This window comes from Mycobacterium sp. NGS40 (assembly GCF_059812735.1).
In genome coordinates this window covers 16,075-39,121 of record NZ_JCALDG010000027.1, presented here as the reverse complement: position 1 = coordinate 39,121, position 23,047 = coordinate 16,075, and the positions used below count along the sequence as shown (strand labels likewise).

Below are 23,047 nucleotides of genomic sequence, written 5' to 3'. Positions count from 1 at the left end.
TCAGCCCGGCGGTGTTTGCCGCTGACGCCGGCGGACCTCGGCGCGGAAGTACGCGATCAGCAGCCACAGCCCGGTGAACAACACGCCGATGAATCCGATGCCGGAGTACACCGCGAACCCGGCGAGGACGACGAGCTGCACGCTCAGGTTCACCCAGATCGCCCAGGACCTGCCCTGCACTCCGGACAGCACGATGAGCAACCCGGCCACGCTGACCAGATAGCCCAGGGACACCGAGGTCAGTCCGCCGCCGACCGCGCCGACCACCGGGATCGCCAACAACACCACGATCGCCTCCAGGATCAGCGTCGCGGCCATCACGCCCCGGAAGCTCTTCCAGGGGTCGGCCGGCGGCGGACTCTGCTCGCTATCGGTCATTCGGGGTCACGACCAAACAAGGTACGCGCCGCCCCAGCGGTGAACACCGAGCCGGTGATCACCATCCCGGTGCCGGAAAACTCTTCCGCCTCGCCCTCGGCGGCGGCGTCGTCGACCAGCGCGGTCGCGACGTCGATCGCGTCACGAAGGTTTTCGGCGGTCAACACCCGGTCGGGCCCGAACCGCTGCTGGGCGGCCAGCGACAGCGCCTCGACATCCAGTGCCCGCGGCGACCCGTTGTGGGTCACGACGACGGCATCGAACGCCGGCTCCAGCGCGGCCAGGATGCCGTCGACGTCCTTGTCGGCCATCACGGACAGGACCCCGACCAGGAAGCGAAAGTCGAACTCACTGTCCAGCGTCTGCGCTAGCGCGGCCGCTCCGGCGGGATTGTGCGCGGCGTCGATGAAAACCGTTGGCGCGCTGCGCATGCGCTCCAGCCGGCCCGGACTGGTGACAGCAGCGAAACCGGCCCGCACCGCCTCGACGTCGAGCTGACGCTGCGTCCCGGCGCCGAAGAAGGCCTCGACCGCCGCCAGAGCCACCACCGCGTTGTGCGCCTGGTGCTCGCCGTGCAGCGGCAGGTACATGTCGGAGTACACCCCGCCGAGGCCCTGCAGCTCCAGGACCTGCCCGCCGATTGCGACCCGACGGCTCAGCACCGCGAACTCCGAGTCCTCACGCGCGACGGCGGCATCGGCCGAAACAGTCTGTGCCAGAATCACTTCCATCGCCTCCGGCACTTGGCGGGCGATGACCGCGACGGTATCGGGCGCACCTTCTGGAGCCTTGGTGATGATGCCCGCCTTCTCGCCCGCGATCCCGGCGATGTCCTCACCGAGGTATTCGACGTGGTCGATGCCGACCGGGGTGATGACCGCGACGGGCGCGTTGATCACGTTGGTGGCATCCCAGCTCCCACCCATGCCGACCTCGACCACGGCGACCTCGACGGGCGCATCGGCGAAGGCCGCGAATGCCATCGCCGTCAGCACCTCGAACTTGCTCATCGCCGGACCACCCGCGGCCTGCGACTGCGCGTCGATCATCTGGACGAACGGCTCGATCTCGCGGTAGGTCGCCACGTATTGCGCTGGGCTGATCGGCTTTCCGTCGATCGCGATGCGCTCGATCGCCGACTGCAGATGCGGGCTGGTGGTGCGGCCGGTGCGCCGGTGCAGCGCGGTCAGCAGCGCGTCGATGATGCGCACCACCGACGTCTTTCCGTTGGTCCCCGCGACGTGGATCGACGGATAACCGAGCTGCGGCGAGCCGAGCAGATCCATCAGGGCGCTGATACGGGTCAGGCTCGGTTCGATTTTCGTCTCGGGCCAACGCTGGTCCAGCAGGTGCTCGACCTGTAACAGGGACGCGATCTCGTCCGGCGTCGGAGCGGCATCCGGCGCCGGAGCAGAGCTGGTGGCCCCAGGTTCGTCGAGCCAGTCGGGCTCGTCGGTCATTGCAGCCCGGCCAGCCGGGTGTTGATGCGTTCGGTTTCCTCTTGGGCAACCCGCTGACGATCGCGGATCTTGGTGACGACTTGTTCCGGCGCCTTGGCCAGGAAGTCAGTGTTACCCAATTTTGCTGCAGTGGAGGCCAATTCCTTCTGCGCTGCGGCCAAGTCCTTTTCCAGGCGGCGGCGCTCGGCGGCGACGTCAATGGTGCCCGACGTGTCGAGTTCGACGACGACGGTGCCGCCGTTCAGCCGAACTTCCACCGATGCCGACGGGTTGAACTCGGCGCCCGGCGCGGTGAGCCACGCCAGCGATGTCACCGCGGACACTTGAGTGCTCAGACCGCTGTCCTCGACTCCGGCCAGCCGGGCCGGCACCTTCTGCCGGTCGGCCAGACCCTGGTCGCTGCGGAACCGGCGAACCTCGGTGACCAACCGCTGCATATCGCTGACACGCTGCACCGCAACGGAATTCAGGCTGATACCGGAGGGCTTCGGCCACTCGGCGATGACCAGGGACTCCTCACCGGTCAACGCCTGCCATAGCTCCTCGGTTACAAAAGGGATGACCGGGTGCAGCAACCGCAGCAGCGTATCGAGGGCCGCGGCCAGCACCGCGGTGGTGTGGGTGAGCCCGTCGGCGAGCTGCACCTTCGCCACTTCGACATACCAGTCACAGAATTCGTCCCACGCGAAGTGGTAGAGCGCCTCGCAGGCCCGGCTGAACTCGTAGCTGTCGAACGCCGAATCCACCTCGGCGCGAACCTCTTCCAACCGCCCCAGGATCCATCGGTCGGCGTCGGTCAGCTCTGCGACCGGCGGCAGTGTCTTTTCAGGGCGCCATGCCACGCCGTTGAGCAACGCGAAGCGGGTGGCATTGAACAGCTTGGTGACGAAGTTGCGCGACGCGCGGACGGCATCCTCGCCGACGGACAGGTCGCCGCCGGGACTGGCGCCGCGGGCGAGGGTGAACCGCAGCGCATCGGCCCCGAACATCTCCAGCCAGTCCAGCGGGTCGATCACGTTTCCCTTGGACTTGCTCATCTTTCGGCCGAACTCGTCGCGGATCAGCCCGTGCAGGAAGACGTCGGTGAACGGCACCTGCCGTCCGCGGGAACCGCCGAGCGTGATCGCGTCGTCGGCGCCGACAAAGGTGCCGAACATCATCATCCGCGCCACCCAGAAAAACAGGATGTCATATCCGGTCACCAAAACACTTGTCGGATAGAACTTTTCCAGTTCCGGAGTCTTATCCGGCCAGCCCAGCGTGGAGAACGGCCAGAGCGCCGACGAAAACCAGGTGTCCAGCACGTCGGGGTCTTGAGTCCAGCCCTCCGGCGGGGTCTCGTCCGGGCCGACGCAGACCTGTTCGCCGTCGGGCCCGTACCAGATCGGGATGCGGTGGCCCCACCACAGCTGTCGCGAGATGCACCAGTCGTGCATGTCGTCAACCCAACCGAACCAGCGCGGTTCCAGGCTGGCCGGGTGAATCACGGTGTCCCCGTTGCGCACCGCGTCGCCGGCGGCCTTGGCCAGCGACTCCACCCTGACCCACCACTGCAGCGACAGCCGGGGCTCGATCGGTTCGCCACTGCGCTCCGAGTGCCCAACGCTGTGCAGGTAGGGACGCTTCTCCGCGACCACCCGGCCCTGCGCGGCCAGCGCCTCACGAACGGCGACACGAGCTTCGAAGCGGTCCATGCCGTCGAATTGTGTTCCGGTAGCCGCGATCCGGCCCTTGGTGTCGAGGATCGAGATCATCGGCAACTCGTGCCGCAACCCGATCTCGAAGTCGTTCGGGTCGTGCGCAGGCGTGACTTTGACTGCGCCGGTGCCGAATTCGGGGTCCACGTGCTCGTCGGCGACGATGATCAGCTGCCGATCGAGGAATGGGTGCGGCAGCGTGGTGCCGACCAGGTGACGGTAGCGCTCGTCGTCGGGATGCACCGCGACCGCCGTGTCACCGAGCATCGTCTCGACCCGGGTGGTGGCCACCACGATGTGCGGCTGCGAGTCGTCGAGCGACCCGTACCGGAACGACACCAGTTCGCCTTCGACCTCCTGATAGTCGACCTCGATATCGGAGATCGCCGTCTGGAGCACCGGCGACCAGTTGACCAGTCGTTCGGCCTGATAGATCAGCCCCGCGTCGTAGAGCCGTTTGAATATGGCCCGGACCGCGCGGGACAGGCCCTCGTCCATCGTGAACCGGTCGCGGTCCCAGTCGACCCCGTCGCCGAGGCGGCGCATCTGGCCGCCGATGGCGCCGCCGGACTCGCGCTTCCAATCCCAGACCTTGTCGACGAAGAGCTCGCGGCCGAAGTCCTCTTTGGTCTTGCCGTCCACCGCGAGCTGCTTTTCGACGACGCTCTGCGTCGCGATGCCGGCGTGGTCCATTCCCGGCTGCCACAACACCTCGTATCCCTGCATGCGCTTGCGGCGGGTCAGGGCGTCCATCATCGTGTGTTCCAGCGCGTGGCCCATGTGCAGGCTGCCCGTGACGTTCGGCGGCGGCAGCACAATCGAGTACCCGGGCTTGGAACTGGTCGGGTCCGCCTTGAAGTAACCGGCGTCCACCCATTTCTGGTAGATCGCCGACTCCAGCGCGCCGGGATCCCACGACTTGGGCAGGTCGGCGGCGGAGCGGGGGCTGGCGGTCACCGGTCAATTCTAGGAACCGCGACAGGCCCGCGTGTAAGCGCCCGAACACGCGTGTGCTCGGTCACTCTCGGTGCCACCGCCCCGATCAGGGAATCGTGAGCACCTGACCGGGGTGGATCAGGTCTGGATCAAAGACACCGCTGGCGTCCGCGATCACCTGATACTTGCTGCCGTCACCGTAGAACCGCTCCGCGATCGCCCACAGCGTGTCGCCGGAGACGACGGTGTAGGTGCGCGGCGCGGGCTCGGGGGGCGCCTCGCCCGCGGGCTCCGGAACGCCGCCGACGGGACCGGACATCGGTTCCGGGGCGGGCTCGGCGACGGGCTCGGACGTATCGGTCGTCGTGTCCGCGGGTTCGGCGGCCGGCGCCGGAGGTGGCGGACCGTCGGTCTCGGTGTGGGTGGACCACGCCGGTCCGTCCGCTGCGTAAAGCACGAGGTTGCAGTCGTCCTGAAGCACCAGCCGCACGTCCTTCTTGCCTTTGGTGTCGGTGTGCCATACCGGCCTGTCCGACGTGTACAGGACGAAATTGCCGTCGCGCTGCACCTCGGCGCGCTGCACGTCTTGGCCGTTGGTCGCCGTCGCCCACAACGCTTCGCCGCGGGCGGCCAGCACGAGGTTGCCGTCGTCTTGCAGCGTCAGCGTGTAGGCCCCGTTCTTGGAAGCCAGCGATTGCCCCCGCTGCAACTGTTGTCCTTCAGTAAGCGTGTCTGACATGGCTTTTCCCTCTCGTGATCTGGGCCGGCGCGATGACGCCGGACACGTCTGCTGGCATACCTCCCTCGACGGAATCGAAACCATCGGAAATCTTCGACGATCGCGCCAGACGTGCTGTGACGCTTGACTACTTCGCGCGGCGCGTCTGTGGCGACGAATCGTCTCTTGCGGATGTTCGGGCAAGCCGAGTAGGACATTAGTCCGATGCAGTGCCGATCGAAAGCCGTTGTGGCAGCTGGTTTAATCCAACCGCTCGGTCCGCAGCGACACGCCGGCAGCGGGCAGCCGGGTCAGCAGAACGTCACCCATCGCGGCCGCCGGAGTGAGCACACCGCGCAGGTCCGTGAGCTTGTCCCGGTCCAGTGCGAGGGCCAGGCCGCACTCCCCCAGCAACACCGCCGTCGCCTTGTATCCGGGGTCCCCCCGCTGCTCCATCCTCGCCACATACCGGGCACCACGGGTTGTGGTGGTGTAGGTCTCGAGCCGGTAGTAGCCGCGGTCACGCGCCTTTTCGCTCGGACCGGTGCCGGGTTTGGGTGTGATGCGGTCCACCAGCGCGCCCGGCAGCAGCCGGAAGTAGCGACTGCCCAGTCCCAACGAGGCGTTGCCGATCCCGGCCATGATCGCCGACGCCACCGGCGCGAGCGGCGACGAACCCAGGCTCATGTGCTCGGTGTAGCGGAACCGCCGGCCGTATGCCCAATCCTGTAATGCGTTGCTGCGGCGCACGATTCGGGTGTTAATCGACGACATCAGAAAACCGGCTGTCCATACTCCCGTCAGCTCCGGCGCGATATAGCGACCTCGCCGCCAGGGCAGATCGGGCTGCCGCCCGAGTTCGGGTTCGGCGCCGCGATCAGTACTCAGCGTGTAGGGGTCGGCGATCAGGCTGCGGACACCCGGGTCACTGGACGCGGCTCGCAGCACGCCGACGAGCGACGCGACCGTCCCACCGGAGAACCCACCCATCAACGCGCGCATCACGAAGTTGGTGTCGCCGAGCTCGCCAGTGCCGTCGTCTTGTGCCGTCCGGTACAGCGCATAGACCGTCAGATCCGAAGGAACTGAATCGAATCCGCAGCAGTGCACGATGCGGGCGCCGTTGTCGGCGGCTTGCTTGTGATACAGGTCGATGGCCTCGCGGATGAACATCGGCTCGCCGGTCAGGTCCGCGTAGTCGGTGCCCGCCGCGGCGCAGGCAGCCACCAACGGCATTCCATAGCGGGCGTAGGGCCCGACCGTGGTGACGACGACCTGGGTGCGAGCGGCCATCTCGTCCAGGGTCGAGGGCGACGCCGCATCGGCGCTCAGCACCGGCCAGGACTGCGCGGTCTCCCCCAGGCTGTCGCGAACGGCGCGCACGCGATCTTCCGACCTGCCGGCCAAGGCGATCCGCGCACCGGCTCCGGCGCGTGCCAGGTATTCGGCGGTGAGCTTTCCGACGAAGCCGGTCGCCCCGTACAGCACGATGTCGAATTCACGCCCCGATGCGGTCATCGTCGCGACGGTACCGGATCGACATCGGCTGATCCGCGGCCGCGCGTACCCGCGGCTTCCTCAACAGAAAATGCCGGGCACAAGGCCCGGCATTTTCGGTGGTCGTTGAGGTCAGCCGCGACGGCCGCAGACCGGCCACGCGCCGATCCCCTGCGAGTGCAGCACGTTTTCGGCCACCCGGATCTGCTCCTCGCGGCTCGCGCCGGACGGGGAACCCGACCCACCGTTGGCACGCCAGGTGCTCGGGGTGAACTGCAGGCCACCGGAGAAGCCGTTGCCGGTACTGATCCCCCAGTTGCCACCCGACTCGCACTGCGCGATGGCATCCCAGTTCACGCTGTACGCCTTGATCGGCGCCGGGGCGTCCGGTGCGGGAGGCGGCGGGGCGTCGAAACCGACCGGGGCGGGCGGCGGCGGAGCGTCCGGCGCCGGCGGTGGCGGGACGTTCGGGTCAAAGCCCACCGGCGCAGGCGGCGGGGCGTCCGGTGCCGGAGGCGGCGGAACGTCGAAGCCCACCGGCGCGGGTGCGCCGGGAGCCGGGGCGTCGGGAGCCGGCGGCGGGGGCACATCCGCGCTCGCGGTGGCGGACGGAAGCGTCACCAGCGAACCTGTGATAGCAGCGAGGATGAGCGTCTTACGGACGTTTTTCAAAGCGTTCCTTTCGCGAGTGCGCGCGCCAAAGCAAACCCACGGATGGGTTTAGGTGGTTCGTGAAGTGGAAATAGGAGCTCTGGACCATGCCGTCTCGTTCCGGCACGACAGCGAGGGCAGGGTCTGCCCAGCAGGCACAAAGCCGCTGGCTGCCAGGCGGCGATAGCCGTCCGCAACCTCGCTCACACACGGGTATGTGGATTAAATTTTGTTTAACCCCTTTCGGGCTAAAAGGCACCGTATGGGACTAGGAAGCATTCGTCATATCCGACACGCCGATATCTCGGAACAATAACGAGCAGATCACGACGTGAACCGAGAATAATTTATGCAGGTCAGCGACGCCTTTTCTTCGCAAACTCCCAGGTCAAGATCATGCCGTTTTCGTGACTCGAATCACGCACATTTTGTGAGCTGGGCCACCCGTTTGCCAGTCAGTCGAGGTACCAGCCGATTCCGAGTGCCGGCAGCCGCGATCGAGATCGATCGGCCGGCACGAGAACATTGATCTTGATCGGTTCAGCTCGACTCGAATCACTCCAAAAAACATGCCGCTAGCAGCTGAAACATGCTCTTCCACAACGCCGTTGGTCGACGCAAGCGCGGGGCACCCAAACCACGGGCGTTAGCATCGCGTAAACATGTCTCGACAACCGTTTCAGTCGAGTTACGCAGTGCTTCAACGGCTTTAGCGAGAAATATGCCCAGCGACGCCGCAACGCCCGTCCGGCGCGTCGGCCGTCGCGCCTAAGGCCAGACGGTGCGCGGCGCACCCCCCGCATTTACACAAAGCAATTTGCTGGAGAAAATCCGCCTCGCTCCTTCAGCGGCCCACATGACCGTGCCGGTGACGACCCGGCCCCGCCGGCGGGCTGAGCAGTGCTCGAAAACTATTGTGGCACAACGTGATCCGCCGCCGATGGAATTGCCCTGATTCCGGCACATGCGGCAATAACGCGCCGACCAGCCGGATATTACCTGCATTTGAATCGCAAACGAGGATGAACGAACGGTTAACTGATCGAGCATTTAAGCGATTTCTTTATCGCGATAAATCCAGATGAAACCGAATAACTAATCTCAAGAATGGCGAAAACTCGCCGGGGCGCGTCAGGCGCCGGGAAGGACCAGGGCGCGCAACTCGGCGTCGGTATTGACGTTGGTCAACGCACGTGAATCCGGCAGCACGATCTGCTGGGCGTCGGACGCGTCGATCAGCGCGCTCATCCTGCGCTCCCCGGTGGCCACCAGTGCATCGATGCGGTCGGCCAGAACGGTGCGGTACACCGCGGCCAGGAAGTGGCTGCGGCCGTCCCAAGGCACGATCACTTCGGCGTCGGTCTTGGTGGCGAGGGCCATCAGCTCGTCGATCAATTCCGGTGTCAGCAGCGGCATGTCGACCGCGCAGACGAAGGCGAACTGGGCACCCGCCGCCGCGGCGGCGCGCAGTCCTCGCCCGGTCGCGGGCAGCGGCCCCAACCCCTGGATCTCGTCACGGATGACATGCGCCGCTAGCTTAGGCAGCGGCTGGCCCGGCGCTGCGACGACGAATACCGGCTCACAGCGCTGCGCCACGACACCGACGACATACTCGGCCATCGTGGCGGCTCCGCCGGGACCCGGCAGGGTGGCCTTATCGCGGCCCATGCGCCGCGATTCGCCCCCGGCGAGTACTACTGCGGCCAATGACACTGCATCGGACACGAGCGCAGCCCCTTAGTCGACGGTCCAGGTGTCACGCCCGCGCAGGAGAGACTGCAGCGCGGCCGCGTCGTACGCGGTGGCGGCCCGGGCCGCGGCGACCTGAGCGCGGGCCGCGTCGTCGTAGGTGGGCCGCGAGACATCCCGGAAGATGCCCAGCACGGTGTGATCGAGGTTCTGGTCCGACAGCCGCGACAGCGCGAACGCGTAGGCCGGGTCGTCGGTGTGCGCGTCGTGCTTGACGATCTCCTCGACGGCCACATCGGCGGTCTTGGCGGCCTCGAGACTGAAGCCCGATTTCACCACGCAGTATTCGCCATTGGCGCCGAACACAATTGGCTCGCCGTGACGCACGCTGATCACGCGGTCCTCGGCTCCTTCTTTACGCAGCGCGTCGAACGATCCGTCGTTGAAGATCGGGCAGTCCTGCAGGATCTCGACCACCGCGGCACCGCGGTGCTCTGCGGCACCGCGCAACACCTCGGTCAGCCCGGCGCGGTCGGAGTCCAGCGCCCGACCGACGAAGGTCGCCTCGGCGCCCAGTGCCAGCGACACCGGGTTGAACGGGTGATCCAGGGAACCCATCGGCGTCGACTTGGTGATCTTGCCGACCTCGGACGTCGGTGAGTACTGGCCCTTGGTCAACCCGTAGATCCGGTTGTTGAACAGCAGGATGGTGATGTTGACGTTGCGGCGCAGCGCGTGGATCAGGTGGTTGCCGCCGATCGACAGCGCGTCGCCGTCGCCGGTGACAACCCAGACCGACAGGTCCTCGCGGGAAAGCGCCAGGCCGGTCGCGATCGCCGGCGCGCGGCCGTGGATCGAGTGGAACCCGTAGGTCTCGAGGTAGTAGGGGAAGCGGCTCGAGCAGCCGATACCGCTGATGAACACGATGTTCTCGCGGCGCAGGCCGAGGTCCGGCAGGAAGTTGCGGATCGTGTTGAGGATGACGTAGTCACCGCAGCCCGGGCACCAGCGGACCTCTTGGTCACTGGTGAAGTCCTTGCCCTTCTGCGGCTGATCGGTGGTGGGCACACCATCGTTCTTCTTCAACCTCGGAGTCAAGCCGAGGTCGGTGCCCGCCAGGTCGCCGCTGATCGCGTTAGTCACGAGCGCCGCTCCTCCCCATCGCTTTGTCCCCCGCCAGCGGGAGGTAGCCCCACTGCATCGTCGCCGTCACGCGTCATGCGTTAGCTCCAACCGTTGCTGCCGCCATTCTGGCGACCATCGCTTTGTCTTGCTCGATCTCGGCCAGGGTCCCGGCCAGGGCCGCGCGGATGAGCCGTCCGACCTCGTCGGCGAGGAAGGCAACGCCTTGCACCTTGGTGACCGACTGCACGTCGACGAGGTACTTGGCGCGCAGCAGCATTGCCAGCTGCCCCAAGTTCATCTCCGGTGCCACCACCCTCGGGTACCGACGCAGCACGTCGCCTAGGTTGGCGGGAAACGGATTGAGATAACGCAGGTGGGCGTGGGCGACCTTGATGCCCTTGCGCCGCGCGCGCCGGCAGGCTTCACCGATCGGGCCGTACGAGCTGCCCCAGCCGATCAGCAACAGCTCGGCATCCCCGGTCGGGTCGTCGACTTCCAGGTCGGGCACCGAGATCCCGTCGATCTTGGCCTGGCGCAGCCGAACCATCAAGTCGTGGTTGACCGGCTCGTAAGAGATTGCGCCCGAACCGTTTGCGGCCTCCAGGCCGCCGATCCGGTGCTCCAGACCCGGCGTGCCCGGAACGGCGAACTGGCGGGCCAGCGTCTCCGGGTCCCGCGCGTAAGGCTGGAAGGGCTCGTCGGGCTTGGCGAAGTTCTGCGTGATCGGCTTCAGCGTCGAGACGTCCGGGATCTTCCACGGCTCCGAGCCGTTGGCGATCGCGCCGTCGGACAACAGGATCACCGGCGTGTGGTAGGACACCGCGATGCGCACCGCCTCCAGGGCGGTCTCGAAGCAGTCGGACGGCGACCGCGGCGCCAGCACCGCCACCGGTGACTCGCCGTTACGGCCATAGAGCGCCTGCAGCAGGTCGGCCTGCTCGGTCTTGGTGGGCAGGCCGGTCGAGGGTCCGCCTCGCTGCACGTCGATGACCAGCAGCGGCAGTTCGGTCATCACGGCCAGGCCGAGTGCCTCGGATTTCAGCGAGATACCCGGCCCGGAGGTGCTGGTCACGCCCAGCGCGCCGCCATACGAAGCCCCGATCGCGGCGCAGATGCCGCCGATCTCGTCTTCGGCCTGGAAGGTGATCACGTTGAAGTTCTTGTGCCTGGACAGCTCGTGCAGGATGTCCGACGCCGGCGTGATCGGGTAGCTGCCGAGCACGACCTGAATGCCGGACAGCTGGCCGGCCGCCACGATGCCGTAGGCCAGCGCGGTGTTGCCGGAGATCTGACGGTATTCGCCGGTGGGCAGGGTCGCCCGGGACACCTCATACGTGGTGCCGAAGGCCTCGGTGGTCTCGCCGTAGTTCCAGCCTGCCTTGAGCGCGAGCACATTGGCCTCGGCGACGTCGGGCTTGCGGACGAACTTCTCCCTGATGAAGTTCTCGCTGGTCTGGATCGGTCGCCCGTACATCCACGACAACAGGCCGAGCGCGAACATGTTCTTGGCGCGCTGTCCGTCTTTCTTGGACGCGCCGATCGCCTCGACGGCGCCGAGCGTCAGCGTGGTCATCGCGACGGAGTGCACCACATAGTCGGACAGCTCGTCGGTCTCCAACGGGTTTGCTACGTAACCGACCTTGGTCAGGTTTCGCTTGGTGAATTCGTCGGAGTTCGCGATCACCATTCCGCCGCGCGGCAGGTCGCCGATGTTGGCCTTCAGCGCGGCCGGGTTCATCGCGACGAGCACGTCGGGCCGGTCGCCGGCGGTCAAGATGTCGTAGTCGGCGATTTGAATCTGGAATGACGAGACCCCGGGCAATGTGCCTGCGGGGGCGCGGATCTCGGCGGGATAGTTCGGCTGGGTCGCGAGGTCATTGCCGAACAGCGCGGCCTCCGAGGTGAACCGGTCACCGGTTAGCTGCATACCGTCGCCGGAATCGCCGGCGAATCGGATGACGACCTGTTCCAGGCGTTGACGGTCCGACCCGACAAGAGGGGCCCCGCCATGAGAATCTGACCCGGCTCCACTGCCGTTCGGATCCACGTCTCCGCCTTCCATTTGTTAACCGGACAGGCACACTGCCGAAGTTTCAGGTTACGCGCCGTCAAAGTGAGTCCCACGCACTTAGGGTTGTATGAGACTCGTAGTACCAATTATTGCACTGGTTTTCGTGTCACAAGGACATCCTTGGCTACCCGTACTTACCAATATCTTAAGCAAAACACGTAGTCAGCAAGGGCTACCGACGAGTACGACACAAAACTGTGGTCTTGGTCACGTCGTCGCCAATGCGTTTGTCTGCCGTAATCAATCGTTATCCGGCGTGTTGTTCACGCACCGCCGTCTCCGGCATCGCGAGCAGATACAGCACGAAACCCGCACCGGCGAGGCCGCCCAGAGCCAAGAAGGCGACGTTGTAGCCGGCCGCGACCACGATGGCGCCCGCGGCGTAGTTCGACACCGCGGCACCCAATCCGGTCGCCGCTGTGATCGCTCCCAGGCTGAGGTTGAATCGGCCCGTCCCATGGGTCACGTCTTGCACGACGAGAGGAAACAGCGCCCCGAAAATGCCGGCACCCACCCCGTCCAGTAGCTGTACGCCGACCAACCAATACGAATTGCCCGACAGCGGGTAGAGAAAGCCGCGAGCCGTCAGAATCGCGAATCCGAATAAAAAGATCGGCTTTCGTCCCCAGGAGTCGGCCTTGGCGCCGGCCAAATAGGCAACCGGCACCATCACCACTTGCGCCGCGACGATGCAGAGAGCCATCAGCGCGGTCCCGACTTGCTTGTTATGCAGCGCGAGCAACTGGCCGACCAGCGGCAGCATCGCGGCGTTCGCAAAATGAAACGCGACAACCGAGGCGGCGAAGATCATCAGCCTGCGGTTGTGCCACAGCACGCTCAGGTGTGAGGGCTCGGTGTGCTGCGCGCCGGGCACGTGATCCATGCCCCGGGCGACGTCATGGTCGATGGCATCGCGCGGGATACCCAGGGTCGCGGCGATGCTGGCCGCCGCCATCACGGCAAGCACCCAGAAGACCACCGCCGGACCGAAGAAATAGGCCAGCCCCCCGGTAATGGCTGCGGCCGTGGCGTTTCCGGCATGGTTGAACGACTCGTTGCGGCCGATTCGGCGCGAGAACCATCTCGGCCCGACGATGCCCAGGGTGATCGCGGCCAGCGCCGGCGCGAATATCGAGCCGGCGATTCCGGCCAGCACCTGCAGCACCGAGATCGAGTAGAAGCCGGGAAACATCGGCATCGCCAGCGACGCGACCGTGACTGTCGAGGCACCGGCGATGATCAGGGCTCGCTTGGCGGTGGTGTTGTCGACCAGCGCGCCCACCGGTGCCTGCGCAAGAATGCCGCCGACACCGCCGATCGCCATGACGAAGCCGATCGACTCCTGGTCCCAGTGGTGGGTCAGCAGCAGGTAGATCGAGAGATAGGGCCCCAGCCCGTCGCGCACGTCGGCCAGCAGGAAATTCAGCAGGTCCAGCGGACGAGCCAGTCGGCGCGGAACTGCGTCGCTGGACGGAACGGGCGTGCCCGAGTCCTAGTTAGGCGCTCTTGTCGCGGCGCTCGGTGCGCGAGGGCTTACGCGGCACGATCGTCGGCAAGACGTTGTCCTGCACGGTCTCCTTGGTCACGACCACCTTGGCGACGTCGTCGCGGCTCGGGATGTCGTACATCACCGGCAGCAGCACCTCTTCCATGATGGCGCGCAAGCCGCGGGCACCGGTGCCGCGGTGGATCGCCTGGTCGGCGATCGCCTCGAGCGCGTCGTCGCTGAACTCCAGCTCGACGCCGTCCATCTCGAACAAGCGGGTGTATTGCTTGACCAGCGCGTTCTTCGGCTCGGACAGGATCTTGACCAGCGACTCCATGTCGAGGTTGGTGACCGAGGCGACGACCGGGAGCCGGCCGATGAACTCGGGGATCAGACCGAACTTGATCAGGTCCTCGGGCATCACTTCGGCGAAGTGGTCCGTGGTGTCGATCTCGGCCTTGGAACGAACCTCGGCGCCGAAGCCCAGGCCGCGCTTGCCGACGCGCTCGTAGATGATCTTCTCCAGACCGGCGAACGCACCCGCGACGATGAACAGCACGTTGGTGGTGTCGATCTGGATGAACTCCTGGTGCGGGTGCTTGCGGCCACCCTGCGGCGGAACCGACGCCTGCGTGCCCTCCAGGATTTTCAGCAGGGCCTGCTGGACGCCTTCGCCGGAGACATCGCGAGTGATCGAAGGGTTCTCGCTCTTGCGGGCGATCTTGTCGACCTCGTCGATGTAGATGATGCCGGTCTCGGCGCGCTTGACGTCGTAGTCGGCGGCCTGGATCAGCTTGAGCAGAATGTTCTCGACGTCCTCACCGACGTAACCGGCTTCGGTCAGCGCGGTGGCGTCCGCGATGGCGAACGGCACGTTGAGCATCTTGGCCAGGGTCTGGGCGAGGTAGGTCTTGCCGCAGCCGGTGGGGCCGAGCATCAAGATGTTGGACTTGGTCAGCTCGACCGGCTCGCACCGGGAGTCACGGCCCTTTTCGCCGGCCTGAATTCGCTTGTAGTGGTTGTAGACCGCGACGGCCAGCGTGCGCTTGGCGGTGTCCTGCCCGATCACGTAGCCCTCGAGGAACTCCCGGATCTCAGCGGGCTTGGGGAGCTCGTCGAGCTTGACGTCGTCGGCGTCCGCCAGCTCCTCTTCGATGATCTCGTTACAAAGATCGATGCACTCATCGCAGATGTAGACCCCGGGGCCCGCAATGAGTTTCTTGACCTGCTTCTGACTCTTTCCGCAGAATGAGCACTTCAGCAGATCACCGCCGTCTCCGATGCGCGCCATGGTGCCTCAGTGCCTACTTCCTGTTGCCGTACGTCTTTTAACGTGCCGCATGTATTCCCCCGACGCTACCCGTTGGATCGGGCCCGCCGCGACCATTAGCGCCGAATCGCGTCGGTGGTATTCATGCCTGTCCGAAAACATATAGCCCGACAACCCCCGTCACTGCCGCAGACGCGCTTTCCGTGTCTTTGGCGTGTCGCGGTCGTTACCCCACCGAGGCTGCTAACACCAAACGGGCTGGTTGCCAGGCCACCACCATACAGTGGCCAGGTGGGATTGGCTGGGGGAATTTTTAGGGCGGACGAATCGGTCCTGATCAGCGATGGCGGTCTGGCCACCGAGCTGGAAGCACGCGGTCACGACCTGTCCGACCCGCTGTGGTCGGCGCGGCTGCTGGCCGATGCCCCGGAGGAAATCGTCGCGGTGCATGCCGCTTACTTTCGGGCCGGCGCCGCGATCGCGACGACCGCCAGCTATCAGGCGTCGTTCGACGGCTTTGCGGCCCGCGGGTTCGACCGCGACCGCTCCGCCGAATTGTTGCGCCGCAGTGTCGAACTCGCCCGGGTGGCGCGCGAAGAGAACGGCGCCGCCGGCCTTCTCGTCGCCGCCTCGGTCGGGCCCTATGGCGCAATGCTGGCCGACGGATCCGAATACCGGGGTCGCTACGGCCTCTCGGTTGAGGCGCTGCGGCGCTGGCATCGGCCGCGACTGGAGACCCTGGCCGCGGCCGGCCCCGATGTGCTCGCCTGCGAAACCGTGCCGGACGCCGACGAGGCCCAGGCGCTGGTCGACTTGGTGCGTACGGTCGGCGTGCCGGCCTGGCTCAGCTACACGATCGACGGGCCGACCACGCGTGCCGGCCAGCCGCTCGCCGAGGCGTTCGCGGTGGCTGCCGGGGTCGACGAGATCGTCGCGGTCGGTGTCAATTGCTGCGCACCCGACGACGTGCTGGGAGCCATCGAGATCGCCTCGACGCTGGGCAAGCCGGTGATCGTCTACCCGAACAGCGGCCAACGGTGGGACGGCCATGGTTGGACCGGAACGTCGCGGTTCTCCGCCGGACTCGTCCGGCAGTGGATCGCCGCCGGCGCGCGCATCGTCGGCGGATGCTGCCGGGTCGGGCCCACCGACATTGCCGACATTGCCGATGTTCGCCGAGTGTGCACTCAGCGCGAAACCGCCGCCGAAAATTCGCAGTGAGCGCACGTTCGGCGCAAACTCATGCCGTTTGAGCGGACAGCTTCCGGTACTCGAGAACGGTGTCGATGATCCCGTAGTCCTTGGCCTCTTCGGCGGTCAGGATCTTGTCCCGGTCGGTGTCCTTACGGATGACCGAGGGCTCCTTATTGGTGTGCCGGGCCAGCGTGGTCTCCATCAGCGTGCGCATCCGCTCGATCTCGGCGGCCTGGATCTCCAGGTCGGAGAATTGCCCCTGGATCACTCCCTGCAGCGATGGCTGGTGGATCAGCACCCGCGCGTTGGGCAGCGCCATCCGCTTGCCCGGCGTGCCGGCGGCCAGCAGCACCGCCGCGGCCGAGGCGGCCTGACCCAGGCAAACCGTCTGGATGTCGGCGCGCACGTACTGCATGGTGTCGTAAATCGCCATCAGCGAGGTGAATCCGCCACCGGGCGAGTTGATGTACATGGTGATGTCGCGGTCGGGGTCCAGCGACTCCAACACCAGCAACTGCGCCATGATGTCGTTCGCTGAGGCGTCGTCGACCTGCACGCCGAGGAAGATGATGCGTTCCTCGAACAGCTTGTTGTACGGGTTGGATTCCTTGACGCCGAAGCTCGAGTGCTCGATGAACGACGGCAGGATGTAGCGCGCCTGGGGCTGGGTTTCGGGGTTCTGGAAACTCATCGGGCTTCTCCATTGGTGATGTGGGCGGCGCGGGTGATGATGTGGTCAACGAAGCCGTATTCCAGGGCCTCCTGCGCGGTGAACCACCGGTCGCGGTCGGAGTCGGCCTCGATGCGCTCGATCGACTGACCGGTGAACTCCGCGTTCAGCCGGAACATCTCCTTCTTGATGACGTGGAATTGCTCGGCCTGAATGGCGATGTCGGCCGCGCTACCGGTCACCCCACCCAGCGGCTGGTGCATCAGGATGCGGGCGTGCGGCAGCGCGTAGCGCTTGCCCTTGGTCCCCGCCGCCAACAGGAACTCGCCCATCGACGCGGCCATCCCCATCGCGTAGGTGGCGATATCGCACGGCGCCAGCACCATCGTGTCGTAGATCGCCATGCCCGCGCTGATCGACCCGCCCGGGGAGTTGATGTAGAGGTTGATGTCCTTGTCGCTGTCCTCGGCGGCGAGCAGCAGAATCTGCGCGCACAACCGGTTGGCGACCTCGTCGTTCACCTCCGAACCCAGGAAGATGATGCGCTCGGAGAGCAAGCGCTCATAGACCGAGTCCGTGAGGTTGAGACCCACCGAATTCGAACGCATATCAGTCACGACTGGGTTACCTGCTTTCTTTGCGATCTGTACTGACGACACTAACCAACCAAGCGCAGCGTTTCGCGGCCACGCACCCCCGAAACGGGCGCGTTCGCTCACAGCGTCACGGTCGGGTCATTCCTCGCTGGACTCTTCGGCCGCGTCGTCAGCGTCCTCTGCGTCCTCGGCATCGGCGTTCTTGGTGCGGTCCGGGAAGAACTCGCTCGTGTCGATGGTGTTGCCGTCGGTGTCGGTGACGGTCGCCTTGGACACCACCGCGGCGATCGCCAGACCGCGCCGCACATCGGCGAACATGGCCGGCAGCTGGTTGTTTTCCTGAAGATAGGAGAACAGTTGTTGCGGCTCGATGCCGTACTGCCGCGACGTGGCCACCAGTCGCTCGGTCAGGTCATCCTGGCCGACCTGGACTTCCAATTCATCGGCCAGCGCGTCGAACAACAGCTGGCGCTGGACGTCCTTCTCTACCGCGGCGCGCGTCTCGGTTTCGAACTCCTCGCGCGTCTTGCCCTGCTCGGCAAGCACCTCCACGAACTTGGCTTCGTCATGGTTGACGCTGTCGATGGCGCCGTGCATGGCGCTGTCGAACTGCTCGGCGACGATGCCCTCCGGCAGTGGCACCTCGACCTGCTCAAGCAGGGCGTCCATCGTGGCTTCCTGAATCTTGCCCGCCTGCTCGGCGCGCTTGAGGTTGGCCACTTGATCGCGCAGATTGCTGCGCAACTCCTCAATCGTGTCGAATTCGCTTGCCAGTTGCGCGAATTCGTCGTCCGGCTCGGGCAGTTCGCGTTGCTTGATCGTCTTGACGGTAACGGTCACCAACGCGTCCTTGCCGGCGTGTTCGCCGGTGGCCAGCTTGGCGGTGAATTCCTTGGACTCGTCGACGGACAGCCCGACGATCGCGTCATCGAGGCCTTCGATCAGCCGTCCAGAGCCAACCTCATGCGACAGGCCCTGCGCGGCGGCGCCCGGAACCTCCTCGCCGTCGATCGTCGCCGACAGGTCGATCGAGACGAAGTCGCCCTCCGCCGCCGGACGGTCCACTCCGGTCAGGGTGCCGAATCGGGCCCGCAGCGACTGCAGCTCGGCGTCGACATCGTCGTCGCTGACCGCGATCGGGTCCACCGACACCTTCAGCGCACTGAGGTCCGGGAGGGTGATCTTGGGACGGACGTCGACCTCGGCGGTGAATGCGAGGTCCTCGCCGTACTCCTTCTTCGTCACCTCGATTTCGGGCCGGCCGATCGGGTGCACCTCGGTCTCGGTGACCGCTTGTCCATACCGGGTGGGCAGCGCCTCGTTGACGACCTGGTCGAGCATCTCTTCGCGGCCGAAGCGCGCCTCCAGCAACTTCATCGGCACCTTGCCGGGCCGGAACCCGGGCAGCCGGACCTGCCTGGCCAGTTCCTTATAAGCGCGCTGGAAGTCGGGCTCGAGTTCGGTGAACGGCACCTCCACGTTGATGCGCACCCGGGTGGGGCTCAACTGCTCGACGCTGCTCTTCACGGATGTGCTCCTCGTTCTTTGTTTTCGGTGGTGCGGCGCGTGGTCGGGGTGACAGGATTTGAACCTGCGGCCTTCCGCTCCCAAAGCGGATGCGCTACCAAGCTGCGCTACACCCCGCGCTGACCTCGCGATCCTACGGCGCGACGGCGTCGGCCCACCAACGGCCTCGCAGACCTAACAGAGCGGTCACAAGGCCGCGTCGATTAGATTTGATGTTCGCCGCCAGATAAAGTCACGCTCGACTAATACATGCGGGCGTAGCTCAATGGTAGAGCCCTAGTCTTCCAAACTAGCTACGCGGGTTCGATTCCCGTCGCCCGCTCCGGGTAAGTAGTGCTCCACAGAAAGGCGCCATGAGCGACCTGAAACTGGACGTGGACATCAAGGGCTCATGCACGCCGGACTTCGCGGGAGTCCGCGAAGCGTTCGAGCGCAACTTTGCCGAGCGTCTGGAGCAAGGCGCGGCCGTCGCGGTATGGGTCGACGGGAACCTCGTCGTCAACCTCTGGTGTGGCTGGGCCGACGCGGCCGGCACCCGGCCCTGGGAGCAAGACACGCTGACGACGGTGCTGTCCGGCACCAAGGGCCTGTCGGCCACCTGTGTGCACCAGCTCATCGACCGCGGTGAACTGGACCTGCACGCGCCGGTAGCGCGCTATTGGCCCGAGTTCGGCCAAGCCGGCAAGCAGGACATCACGCTGGCCATGGTGATGAGCCACCGATCCGGGGTCATCGGACCGCGGGTGCCGATGAGCTGGCAACAGGTCACCGACTGGGACTACGCCTGCGCACAGATCGCCGCCGCCGAACCGTGGTGGGAGCCGGGGACCGCGCAGGGCTACCACATGACGACCTTCGGCTTCATCTGTGGTGAGGTCTTCCGCCGCACGACGGGCCGCACGATCGGTCAGTACCTGCGCACCGAGATCGCCGAGCCGCTGGGCGCCGATATCCACATCGGCCTGTCCGACGCCGAGCAACGGCGTTGCGCCGAGCGGGTGAACAAGCCGCATATGCGCGACCTGCTCACCCATATCCCCAGCGACCCGACCAGCCTGTCCGACCACCCCAAGGCGGGGCTGGCGGTCGCCATGGGCTTCGCGCCCGACGACGAGGTCAGCTCCTACGACCTCGAGCTGTGGCGCCGGCTCGAATTCCCGGGCACCAACGGGCAGGTGTCGGCCCTGGGATTGGCCACGTTCTACAACGCGCTCGCCCAGGAGAAGCTGCTCAGCCGCGAACACATGGATCTGATCCGGGTGTCGCAGGGCGGGCTGGAGAACGATCTGGTGCTCGGCCCCCGTGTCGCCGACCACGGCTGGGGCCTGGGTTACATGCTCAACCAGCGGTGCGTCAACGGCCCGAACCCGCGCATCTTCGGTCACGGCGGGCTGGGCGGCTCGTTCGGGTTCGTCGACCTGGAGCACGGCATCGGCTACGCGTATGTGGCGAACCGCTTCGACGCCACCAAGGCCAACGCGGACCCCCGCAGCCTCGCCCTGTCCAACGCGGTGTACACCGTGCTGGGTGTCGACGTCTGCTGAGTCACCCGAGCTAACTGCGCCCTGCCGGGCAACGCCGGCAGGGCGCAGTTGTCACTACGGACGTGTGAATCAGGGGTGCCATCCGGGAGGCGGCGGCGGTCCAGGCGGGCCCCAGCCAGGCGGCGGCGGGGGTCCGGGCGGGCCCCAGCCGGGCGGCGGCGGAGGTCCGGGCGGCCCCCATCCGGGCCCACGGTCCCACGGATTTCCGGGCGGCCCCGGCGGGCCTCCGCGCCAGTCATGGCAGTTGTTCCAGTCCCAGTTGTTGCCCCAGCCCGGGTCCCACCACTCCCCCGGACACCATTGCGGGAACGGGCCGGGCTGTGCCGCAGCCTCGGCGGCCACGCCCACGCCCGCCAGAGCCAACGCGGCTCCCGCGAAAATCGTTGCAGCTAAACGCGGTATCGGTTTCACAAGCGCAACTTCTACCCACGATAAGACGATCGAAAACTAGAGACGCCAGCGTTTCTTCCTGTCAGTTTCCTGGCAGTTCGAACGCGTCACTTTTGGCAGTTCGGGCACCAGAACACGTTGCGGCCCTCGAGGACTGCCGTGCCGATCGGGCCGCCGCACACGCGGCACGCCTCGCCGGCGCGCCGGTACACATACGTGCGGGGGCGGTCGGGTGCATACGACGGCGGGCCGTGGTCGTGTTCGGGGCGCACCACGACGATCTTGCCGCCCCGCAAGCCGACCTTCATCAGCGCGACCAGATCGGTCCATGCGGCGTCGAATTCCGCTTCACCGACCCCTCGCCCGGGCCGGTACGGATCGACGCGATGACGGAACAACAACTCGCTTCGGTACACATTTCCCACCCCGGCGATGACGCCCTGGTCCATCAGCAACGCGCCAATAGGCCTGCGGGACTTCGTGATTCGGTTCCACGCCCACGCCGGGTCGGCATCGCTGCGCAACGGGTCGGGACCGAGCTTCGCGACGACGTCGCTGACCTGAGCCTCGTCGATCACCTCGCACACCGTCGGGCCGCGCAGGTCGGTTCCGAACTCGGCACCGACCATCCGCATCCGCACCTGCCCGACCGGTTCGGGAAGCTCGTCGCAGCGTTGCCATTCGGTGAAGGTGCCGTAGAGACCCAGATGCACGTGCACGATCGGGCCCCCGGCGTAGTGGTGGAACAGGTGCTTGCCCCAGGCGTTGGACGTGCGCAGCACCTGACCGTCGACCACGGACGCCGCATCGGCGAAGCGGCCCTGTGGGCTGGACACGGCGACGGGCGCGCCACCGAAACGCCGTTGGTGCAACCGGGCCAAGCGGTGCAGGGTATGGCCTTCGGGCACCTTAAACCTGCGCGCCGGGCACCGGCGGAGCCTGGTGAGTGCGCTCGTACTCGTCGAGAATGTCGATACGCCGTTGGTGGCGTTCGGCTTTCGACCACGGCGTGGAGAGGAAGGCGTCGACGAATGTCAGCGCCTGGTCGACGGTGTGCATCCGGCCGCCGATGCCGATCAGCTGTGCGTCGTTGTGCTGGCGCGCCAGCGACGCGGTCTCGACGCTCCAGGCCAGCGCGCACCGCGCGCCCGGCACCTTGTTGGCGGCGATCTGCTCGCCGTTGCCCGATCCCCCGATCACGATGCCCAGACTGTCGGGGTCGGCCACCGCGCGGCTCGCGGCGTCGATGCAGAAGGCCGGGTAGTCGTCCTCGGCGTCATAGGTGAACGCGCCGCAGTCGATCGGCTCGTGGCCGGTCTTTTTGAGGTGGTCGATGATCGCTTGCTTGAGCTCGAATCCAGCGTGGTCTGAACCCAGGTAGACGCGCATGACCGCAATCCTTACCTGGTCGCCCGGGCGACGCAACGCGCGGGGTCACGCCGGGCGGCGCCAGACGGCTCAGTCGAACTCGGGCTTTTCGTGGCGCGACCGCTTGAGCTCGAAGAAGTGCGGGTAACCGGCGAAGGTCACCGAGGCGTCCCACAGCTTGCCGGCTTCCTCGCCGCGCGGGATCCGCGACAGCACCGGCCCGAAGAACGCGACGTTGTTCACGTGGATGGTGGGCGTTCCGACGTCGTCGCCCACCGCGTCCATGCCGGCGTGGTGGCTCTTGCGCAGAGCCTCGTCGTACGAGTCGTTGTCGGCGGCGGCAGCCAGCTCGGCCGGCAGGCCGACCTCGTCGAGCGCCAGCTTGATGACGTCACCGAGTTCCTTGTTGCCCTTGTTGTGAATCTGGGTGCCCATCGCGGTGTAGAGCGGGGCCAGCACCTCGGCGCCGTGCGCCTGCTCGGCGGCGATGGCCACCCGCACCGGACCCCAGGCCCGCTTCATGTTTTCGCGGTACTGCTCGGGCAGGTCTTCGCGGTTCTCGTTGAGCACCGCCAGGCTCATCACGTGGAAGTTCACCTCGATGTCGCGCACCTTTTCGACTTCGAGGATCCAGCGCGACGTGATCCATGCCCAGGGGCACAGCGGGTCGAACCAGAAATCGGCCTTGTCTTTCGCGGGGGCCTTCTCGGACATTGCGCAGTCCTCTCGGAAGAGATCGGAAACGGTTAGGGCACCGTTGTGCACAACCGTAGTCGCCGC

19 protein-coding genes, 2 tRNA genes and 1 pseudogene are annotated in these 23,047 nt (G+C 66.1%); 3 read left to right on the top strand and 19 right to left on the bottom strand.

Annotation, left to right across the window (positions count from 1 at the left end; translation table 11 throughout):
• The 11 genes and pseudogenes from AC5Y5O_RS27435 to clpX all read right to left on the bottom strand — a co-directional run bounded on the left by AC5Y5O_RS27435 (position 1) and on the right by clpX (position 14,999).
• Positions 1-378, bottom strand: coding sequence for a DUF4233 domain-containing protein (locus AC5Y5O_RS27435; protein WP_096289323.1), 378 nt, complete (start codon positions 376-378; stop codon positions 1-3).
• Positions 375-1,807 (bottom strand): annotated as a pseudogene (gene folC, locus AC5Y5O_RS27430) (bifunctional tetrahydrofolate synthase/dihydrofolate synthase). The gene AC5Y5O_RS27435 and the pseudogene folC overlap by 4 nt, the downstream one beginning before the upstream one ends.
• Positions 1,808-1,834: 27 nt before the next feature.
• Entirely contained in the window at positions 1,835-4,492 is a 2,658-nt protein-coding gene (locus AC5Y5O_RS27425) for a valine--tRNA ligase (protein WP_500028207.1), read from the bottom strand.
• Positions 4,493-4,577: 85 nt separating this feature from the next.
• Complete coding sequence (locus AC5Y5O_RS27420; protein ID WP_096289329.1) at positions 4,578-5,210, bottom strand: LysM peptidoglycan-binding domain-containing protein; 633 nt, start codon at positions 5,208-5,210, stop codon at positions 4,578-4,580.
• 240 nt (positions 5,211-5,450) lie between these two features.
• Positions 5,451-6,707, bottom strand: a complete 1,257-nt coding sequence (locus AC5Y5O_RS27415) for a saccharopine dehydrogenase family protein (RefSeq protein ID WP_096289331.1) — start codon at positions 6,705-6,707, stop codon at positions 5,451-5,453.
• A gap of 111 nt (positions 6,708-6,818) precedes the next feature.
• Complete coding sequence (locus tag AC5Y5O_RS27410) at positions 6,819-7,358, bottom strand: transglycosylase family protein (RefSeq protein ID WP_500028204.1); 540 nt, start codon at positions 7,356-7,358, stop codon at positions 6,819-6,821.
• A 1,110-nt stretch (positions 7,359-8,468) separates the two neighbouring features.
• Positions 8,469-9,062, bottom strand: a complete 594-nt coding sequence (gene mobA / locus AC5Y5O_RS27405; protein ID WP_500028202.1) for a molybdenum cofactor guanylyltransferase — start codon at positions 9,060-9,062, stop codon at positions 8,469-8,471.
• A 12-nt stretch (positions 9,063-9,074) separates the two neighbouring features.
• Positions 9,075-10,169, bottom strand: coding sequence for a 2-oxoacid:ferredoxin oxidoreductase subunit beta (locus AC5Y5O_RS27400; protein ID WP_500028201.1), 1,095 nt, complete (start codon positions 10,167-10,169; stop codon positions 9,075-9,077).
• Between the two features lie 73 nt (positions 10,170-10,242).
• Positions 10,243-12,198, bottom strand: coding sequence for a 2-oxoacid:acceptor oxidoreductase subunit alpha (locus AC5Y5O_RS27395; RefSeq protein WP_500028200.1), 1,956 nt, complete (start codon positions 12,196-12,198; stop codon positions 10,243-10,245).
• A 271-nt stretch (positions 12,199-12,469) separates the two neighbouring features.
• On the bottom strand, positions 12,470-13,669 hold the full coding sequence (locus tag AC5Y5O_RS27390) for an MFS transporter (RefSeq protein WP_500028237.1): 1,200 nt from the start codon (positions 13,667-13,669) through the stop codon (positions 12,470-12,472).
• Between the two features lie 49 nt (positions 13,670-13,718).
• Entirely contained in the window at positions 13,719-14,999 is a 1,281-nt protein-coding gene (gene clpX / locus AC5Y5O_RS27385) for an ATP-dependent Clp protease ATP-binding subunit ClpX (RefSeq protein ID WP_036470433.1), read from the bottom strand.
• Positions 15,000-15,287: 288 nt separating this feature from the next.
• Between clpX and mmuM the strand changes: the two genes are divergently transcribed.
• The gene (gene mmuM, locus AC5Y5O_RS27380; RefSeq protein WP_423790925.1) at positions 15,288-16,199 is read left to right on the top strand and encodes a homocysteine S-methyltransferase; all 912 of its coding nucleotides are present in this window, start codon (positions 15,288-15,290) and stop codon (positions 16,197-16,199) included.
• Positions 16,200-16,218: 19 nt separating this feature from the next.
• On the opposite strand, the gene clpP2 is transcribed toward mmuM, so the two are convergent.
• From clpP2 to AC5Y5O_RS27360, 4 genes are all read right to left on the bottom strand, one after another.
• Positions 16,219-16,863 carry an ATP-dependent CLP protease proteolytic subunit ClpP2 gene (gene clpP2, locus AC5Y5O_RS27375; RefSeq protein ID WP_096289341.1) on the bottom strand — a complete coding sequence of 215 codons (645 nt, stop codon included), beginning with the start codon at positions 16,861-16,863 and terminating at the stop codon, positions 16,219-16,221.
• Positions 16,860-17,450, bottom strand: a complete 591-nt coding sequence (locus AC5Y5O_RS27370) for an ATP-dependent Clp protease proteolytic subunit (protein WP_090604644.1) — start codon at positions 17,448-17,450, stop codon at positions 16,860-16,862. The genes clpP2 and AC5Y5O_RS27370 overlap by 4 nt, the downstream gene beginning before the upstream one ends.
• A gap of 126 nt (positions 17,451-17,576) precedes the next feature.
• Positions 17,577-18,965 (bottom strand): trigger factor, encoded by a 1,389-nt coding sequence (tig, locus tag AC5Y5O_RS27365; RefSeq protein WP_165796437.1) that lies wholly within the window; start codon positions 18,963-18,965, stop codon positions 17,577-17,579.
• A gap of 40 nt (positions 18,966-19,005) precedes the next feature.
• A tRNA-Pro gene (locus AC5Y5O_RS27360) sits at positions 19,006-19,082 on the bottom strand.
• A gap of 134 nt (positions 19,083-19,216) precedes the next feature.
• Between AC5Y5O_RS27360 and AC5Y5O_RS27355 the strand changes: the two genes are divergently transcribed.
• Together AC5Y5O_RS27355 and AC5Y5O_RS27350 are read left to right on the top strand one after the other, a co-directional pair.
• A tRNA-Gly gene (locus AC5Y5O_RS27355) sits at positions 19,217-19,287 on the top strand.
• A 31-nt stretch (positions 19,288-19,318) separates the two neighbouring features.
• Positions 19,319-20,509 (top strand): serine hydrolase domain-containing protein, encoded by a 1,191-nt coding sequence (locus AC5Y5O_RS27350; protein ID WP_500028197.1) that lies wholly within the window; start codon positions 19,319-19,321, stop codon positions 20,507-20,509.
• Between the two features lie 69 nt (positions 20,510-20,578).
• Here the strand turns inward: AC5Y5O_RS27350 and AC5Y5O_RS27345 are convergent, their stop codons facing one another.
• From AC5Y5O_RS27345 to AC5Y5O_RS27330, 4 genes are all read right to left on the bottom strand, one after another.
• Positions 20,579-20,872 carry an Mtp family mycobacterial-type pilin gene (locus AC5Y5O_RS27345; RefSeq protein WP_500028195.1) on the bottom strand — a complete coding sequence of 98 codons (294 nt, stop codon included), beginning with the start codon at positions 20,870-20,872 and terminating at the stop codon, positions 20,579-20,581.
• A gap of 134 nt (positions 20,873-21,006) precedes the next feature.
• Entirely contained in the window at positions 21,007-21,807 is an 801-nt protein-coding gene (locus AC5Y5O_RS27340; RefSeq protein WP_500028193.1) for an Fpg/Nei family DNA glycosylase, read from the bottom strand.
• A gap of 1 nt (position 21,808) precedes the next feature.
• A complete protein-coding gene (locus AC5Y5O_RS27335; RefSeq protein ID WP_096289349.1) occupies positions 21,809-22,288 on the bottom strand; it encodes a ribose-5-phosphate isomerase in 480 nt (159 codons plus the stop codon).
• A 69-nt stretch (positions 22,289-22,357) separates the two neighbouring features.
• Positions 22,358-22,981, bottom strand: coding sequence for a mycothiol-dependent nitroreductase Rv2466c family protein (locus AC5Y5O_RS27330; RefSeq protein ID WP_096289351.1), 624 nt, complete (start codon positions 22,979-22,981; stop codon positions 22,358-22,360).
• Between the last annotated feature and the right edge of the window lie 66 nt (positions 22,982-23,047).

Excerpts from the sequence above, each read along its gene's own strand:
- clpX (WP_036470433.1), bottom strand. The coding sequence starts at position 14,999 with ATGGCGCGCATCGGAGACGGCGGTGATCTGCTGAAGTGCTCATTCTGC.
- AC5Y5O_RS27435 (WP_096289323.1), bottom strand. The coding sequence starts at position 378 with ATGACCGATAGCGAGCAGAGTCCGCCGCCGGCCGACCCCTGGAAGAGC.
- clpP2 (WP_096289341.1), bottom strand. The coding sequence starts at position 16,863 with ATGAGTTTCCAGAACCCCGAAACCCAGCCCCAGGCGCGCTACATCCTG.
- AC5Y5O_RS27415 (WP_096289331.1), bottom strand. The coding sequence starts at position 6,707 with ATGACCGCATCGGGGCGTGAATTCGACATCGTGCTGTACGGGGCGACC.
- AC5Y5O_RS27330 (WP_096289351.1), bottom strand. The coding sequence starts at position 22,981 with ATGTCCGAGAAGGCCCCCGCGAAAGACAAGGCCGATTTCTGGTTCGAC.
- AC5Y5O_RS27370 (WP_090604644.1), bottom strand. The coding sequence starts at position 17,450 with ATGCGTTCGAATTCGGTGGGTCTCAACCTCACGGACTCGGTCTATGAG.
- AC5Y5O_RS27420 (WP_096289329.1), bottom strand. The coding sequence starts at position 5,210 with ATGTCAGACACGCTTACTGAAGGACAACAGTTGCAGCGGGGGCAATCG.
- AC5Y5O_RS27350 (WP_500028197.1), top strand. The coding sequence starts at position 19,319 with ATGAGCGACCTGAAACTGGACGTGGACATCAAGGGCTCATGCACGCCG.
- AC5Y5O_RS27335 (WP_096289349.1), bottom strand. The coding sequence starts at position 22,288 with ATGCGCGTCTACCTGGGTTCAGACCACGCTGGATTCGAGCTCAAGCAA.